The 3,566-nt window shown below is 39.5% G+C and carries 4 protein-coding genes; 1 reads left to right on the top strand and 3 read right to left on the bottom strand.

Annotation, left to right across the window (positions count from 1 at the left end):
* Nucleotides 1-513 (top strand): 3'-5' exonuclease (locus Q1553_RS06430; protein WP_300842829.1); only part of this gene is annotated, 513 nt, incomplete at its 5' end.
* A gap of 315 nt (nt 514-828) precedes the next feature.
* Here Q1553_RS06430 and Q1553_RS06425 read toward each other — a convergent pair.
* Genes Q1553_RS06425 through coaBC form a run of 3 tightly spaced genes read right to left on the bottom strand, consistent with a single transcriptional unit; the run spans nt 829 to nt 3,515 of the window.
* The gene (locus Q1553_RS06425) at nt 829-1,500 is read right to left on the bottom strand and encodes a di-trans,poly-cis-decaprenylcistransferase (RefSeq protein WP_115551018.1); all 672 of its coding nucleotides are present in this window, start codon (nt 1,498-1,500) and stop codon (nt 829-831) included.
* Nucleotides 1,501-2,259: a hypothetical protein gene (locus Q1553_RS06420; RefSeq protein WP_115551019.1), complete on the bottom strand. Its 759-nt coding sequence runs from the start codon at nt 2,257-2,259 to the stop codon at nt 1,501-1,503.
* On the bottom strand, nt 2,256-3,515 hold the full coding sequence (gene coaBC, locus Q1553_RS06415; protein WP_297571561.1) for a bifunctional phosphopantothenoylcysteine decarboxylase/phosphopantothenate--cysteine ligase CoaBC: 1,260 nt from the start codon (nt 3,513-3,515) through the stop codon (nt 2,256-2,258). The genes Q1553_RS06420 and coaBC overlap by 4 nt, the downstream gene beginning before the upstream one ends.
* Nucleotides 3,516-3,566: the final 51 nt, after the last annotated feature.

Raw genomic sequence — 3,566 nt, 5'->3', positions numbered from 1 at the left:
CCCTATGAATTGATTTCAAAAATCAGCTCCTTGCCGATTTTTCAGATTGTCGCACAAAAACTTGCAAAAGAACGTTCTATCACAAAAGAGGGAGGCATTAGTGAAGAGAGACGCATAGAATCGCTAGAACGTATTAGTCGTAAAATCTCGCTATTAAAAGATTTAGCAAGTCATTACAATGAGCTTGGACGATTCCTTAATGCAATGGTTTTGGGCTCTAGTGAAATGAGCGAAGGAGAGGGAATCAACCTGCTAAGTATTCACGCAAGCAAGGGTTTAGAATTTGCCGAAGTCTATATAGTGGATTTAATGGAGGGGAGATTTCCAAATAAAAAGCTGATGAATCAAGGCGGGAGCTTGGAGGAAGAGCGTAGGCTGTTTTATGTCGCAGTTACAAGGGCAAAGGAGATTTTGTATCTAAGCTACGCCAAAAAGGACATATTGAAAAATATTTCTTATGAGGGTTCTATCTTCCTCTACGAAGCGGGCTTGCTTACAAGTCGTATGCTATAGGCTATGCCTGCAAGACAAGTTAATGTGCGTCCTTGTGAGAGAATTTGCAAAATTTTCTTAGCGCACGACTTATGAAGCAGTTGCGTGAGCTAGGTGGGGACTCACGCAACGCACGCCCGCTTTAGCACAAATCCACAATTTTTATCTTGCCATTGACAATTCACTTTTCGCAAGGTTATGGATTGCTTCACTTCGCTTGCAAGAATGCAGTGGTAGGTTTAATTTATACAAGATTATAAATTGCCACAAATGCTACAACAAGAACAAAAGAAACATTTAAAGGATTGCAAAGCTCTACAAACAAAACAAGATAAGTTATAGTCCGCCAAAGCGGCGGTTTCTTTGATAAAACTCTGCAATCATAGATTCTAGCTCTTGCGCGCTAAAGCTAGGCCACAAAGTCTGTGTAAAAAACAATTCCGCATACGCGCTCTGCCATAAAAGAAAATTAGAGAGGCGCATTTCTCCTCCTGTGCGCACAAGCATATCTACATCAGGAATCCCGCTTGTATCTAGGGCTTGCGCAATGCTCTCTTCATTAATCTCACATTCTTGCTTTTGGCGTAAAATCATAAAGGTACGCCTTAACTCATCTTTTGCACCATAATTTAATGCCAAAATCTGTGTTAGCCCATTACACTCTGCTTGTGTTTGCGTCTCTAAAGACTTGATTTCTTGTTGTAGCTCTAAACTCAACTTACTAATATCTCCAATACTTTTAAAGACGATATTGGATTCCAAATAAGTTTGTCGCTCCTTTACCAAATATTCCCCCAAAAGTTTCATAAGATATTCTACTTCCGCTTTGGGACGCTTCCAATTTTCCGTAGAAAAGGCATAAAGGCTCAAATATTTGATTCCACTTTTAGCACAAAATTCTGTGATTTCACGAATCTTTTTTGCACCCTCCTTGTGTCCAAAAATACGAGGTTTTAGGTGCTGTTTTGCCCATCTACCATTGCCGTCCATAATCAGTGCTAAGTGCATTTAGCCCTCTAAATCTAGTAAAGAATCGCTAAAGTCATACAAAGGCACGATTCCTCCATCTACATTGATGTTTGTTTCATAAATAAATTCTAACTCACCTAGATTCTCACGCAACAAACGCGCTACACCCTCATACATCACGCTAATATCCAACCGCACACCCTCTTTGAAATCCCAAAGCAACCCCCAAGTTGCTCCGAGATTCGCAAACACAGAATAAAACTCTAGACATTCCTGCGAGCCCACTTTCTTTTTACGCATTTGCATTAAGCCCTCTTTACTTTCATCATCGTAATGCAAAGGAAGTGTGAGAACTTTTTGTTTCAACGACATTAACATATGGCTCAAAAATGCAAATTCCCACCTAGATTCTGCATTTGCCAAACGCTCACTTAAAAATCCTTTCATCACATCAAAGGGATTCTCACCTTGTAAAAACTCCCGCATTGTCTCGCTACTAAGCCTTAGCGGGACATTTTGTTCTTTAAGCAAATCAGGTTGCTTGATGAGGTTAGAAAGCGTAATCCCTCCTGTGCTTCCACGTGCCATTTGCGCCCAATATCTCCCTCCAATCTCTAACTCTTTTAGGCTTTTTGTCTCCATTGCAATATTGCCGACTTTCAGCATATAGCGGATTCCTTGCATTTTTTCCATTACTTCTAACCTCATTGGCAATGAGGCATTAAACTGCGTGGGCTTGTTTGCAGAATTTTGCAATGTATTTTGAACTTGCGCAAGTTGGCTTAGTTGTTTTATCATAAATTTTTCGCCTGTTGCAAAATCTTAAAAGCCAAACTTAGCTTATCGCAGAATCCCAAATCTACCAATAACGAATCTTGTATCCAAAACACTTGATTTTTTTGGGAATCTAGCGGATTGTTAGATGAGGTAATATTGTTTAAACAAATCGCATCTATTTGCTTTTTTCTTAACGCATTGCGTGCATTTTGCAAACTTACTTCCTTCTCAATTTGCGATTCCAACTTAAAACCAATCGTTTTTTGCATCTTAGGCAATGTAGCTAAAATATCTTTATTTTCTTGTAATTTTAGATTCCATATCTCGCCTATTTCTTGCTTTTTGAGCTTTCCTTGTGCTTTTTGTGGGAGATAATCACTGATTGCCGCACTCATAAACAAAAAAGGATATTGCGTAGAAAAACTATCATTTTGCCAAGAAAGAATCGCATTGAAAAAATCCTCACTAGATTCTGCTTTTTGAATCTTTATACCCAAAGGCAGAGGATAGGGCATTTTTGAACTGACAAAGCAAACATTTGCACCCAAAAAATAAGCGGCTAATGCCAAAGACGCTCCCATTTTGCCACTAGAAAAGTTTGATAGGTAGCGCACATCATCTATTGCTTCCTTGCTTCCTCCTCCGCTTACACACACATTGCGCCCTTGCCAAAACGAATCCTTCAATAAACTGCGCAAGAGATGAAACACGATTTCTAAAGGACTTGCCAACGCTCCATTGCCTACGATTCCGCACGCAAGCTCCTTGCATTGTGGCAAAACAATCTGCACTTCACGTGCTTGTAGAATCTTTAGTGATTCTAAAGTAGCAGGGTTTTCTAGCATTTTGGTATTTGCCGCAGGCGCGAGGAGCTTCATTTTGTCAAAAGCCAAAAAACTTTCTAATAACACATTATCTGCGATTCCATTTGTAATTTTATTCAAGGTATTTGCACTGCTTGGTGCGATTAAAAACATATCACCCCAAGTTGCAAGCTCAATATGATTGCAAGGATTCTGCCCCCAACTTTGCATCTTTTGTGTCAAAACTTGATAATGTGAAATCGCCTCAAAAAGCAAAGGATTAATAAATTCTTGCGCACTTTCACTCATCACGACGCGCACATTCGCACCTAATTTTTGCAAGATTCTTATTACTTCCAAAGACTTATAAATCGCGACACTACCACTTACGCCTAAAATAATCCTTTTGTTTTCTAATAGCTTGGGTAGAGACTCTATAAACTCTGCTTGGGGTTCTTGGCTTAAACTTTTCATTTCCTACTCCGCCTCTGCTTCAAAGTTAGAATCCGCAAGATTCACAACTTT

Source organism: Helicobacter sp. UBA3407 (genome assembly GCF_949747025.1).
GTDB classification, from domain to species: domain Bacteria; phylum Campylobacterota; class Campylobacteria; order Campylobacterales; family Helicobacteraceae; genus Helicobacter_D; species Helicobacter_D ganmani.
Note: the sequence above shows the minus strand (reverse complement) of the source record. Positions and strands in the feature narration are given on the sequence as shown.

Coding starts and splice junctions, on each gene's coding strand:
- Q1553_RS06425 (WP_115551018.1), bottom strand. CDS start 1,500: ATGCACTTAGCACTGATTATGGACGGCAATGGTAGATGGGCAAAACAG.
- Q1553_RS06420 (WP_115551019.1), bottom strand. CDS start 2,259: ATGATAAAACAACTAAGCCAACTTGCGCAAGTTCAAAATACATTGCAA.
- coaBC (WP_297571561.1), bottom strand. CDS start 3,515: ATGAAAAGTTTAAGCCAAGAACCCCAAGCAGAGTTTATAGAGTCTCTA.